The 985-nt window shown below is 40.4% G+C and carries 1 protein-coding gene; it reads right to left on the reverse strand.

What is annotated here, in order from left to right; all coding sequences use genetic code 11:
• Window positions 1-985, reverse strand: a 985-nt coding sequence (locus A3761_RS17890; RefSeq protein WP_156491930.1) for a glycosyltransferase, incomplete at both ends; no start/stop codon positions are given.

The following is a 985-nucleotide window of genomic DNA, read 5'->3' on the forward strand; positions in this document are numbered from 1 at the left end:
GCTTTATCCTTTCTAGTGAACAACCAACCATTTTCATTATCGCTTACTACTTCTGCGATTGGTTCAAAATCTGGAGAAACCAGTGCTACCTCCATAGCCATCATTTCAAACAACTTCATCGGTGAACCATATTCATTTGAATCTGGAAGAATTCCATAATCCATTGCAGCAATATATGAACTAACCTCCGTATGAGGGACCCTACCAGGCATAATCACCTGTTCCTCAATTCCGTATTGCTGAACAACAGACTGAATATCCTCATAGACCACACCATCTCCGACTAAGAGAAGTGACAACTGAGGATAACCAGAGAGTTTTGGCGAAATCTCTTTTACAAACCAGTCAATTCCATGCCAGTGAACAAATGCACCTACATAGCCACATACCACCTGCCCCGACAATCCTAGGGAAGACTTAGCTGCTTCTCGATCAATTCCATCCAAATTAAACTGCCGAACATCTGCCGCATTTGGGCAAATAATACTAGGTGCTATATTGGCGTACTGACTTTCAACAGTATTCTTGAAGTTTGTTGAAATAAAAACGATTCCATTGCTATTTTTAAAGATCCACGCCTCTATACGACGCGCTAAGCACTTAAAAAATAAAGGCCGAACTCGCTCCACGATAGCTGAATCATTCACCTCAAGTATAATCGGAACATTCTTCATTCGAGCAATCAACACACCTGCAAACATAAATAACGAATATCTTTCGTATAAGAAATCCGGCTGATCTCGACAAACAACTTTATTAACTCTGAAGAACGCAATTAAATTGTACGCAAGCTCTATAAACTCAAATACAAACTCTGGAGCGTATTTCGTTAACTCAATAATACGTGACAGCAAAGTTGAAACTATATTTGTTTTTTGAACCGTTGTTTTTTCGCGGCTGGCAGACGAATCTTCGGCATCTGGATCTGCTCCTGGTAAAGAAAGCAGTTCAACCTCATGCCCAAGTTCACGAAACGCTTTCACAA

The organism is Oleiphilus sp. HI0123, from assembly GCF_001635315.1.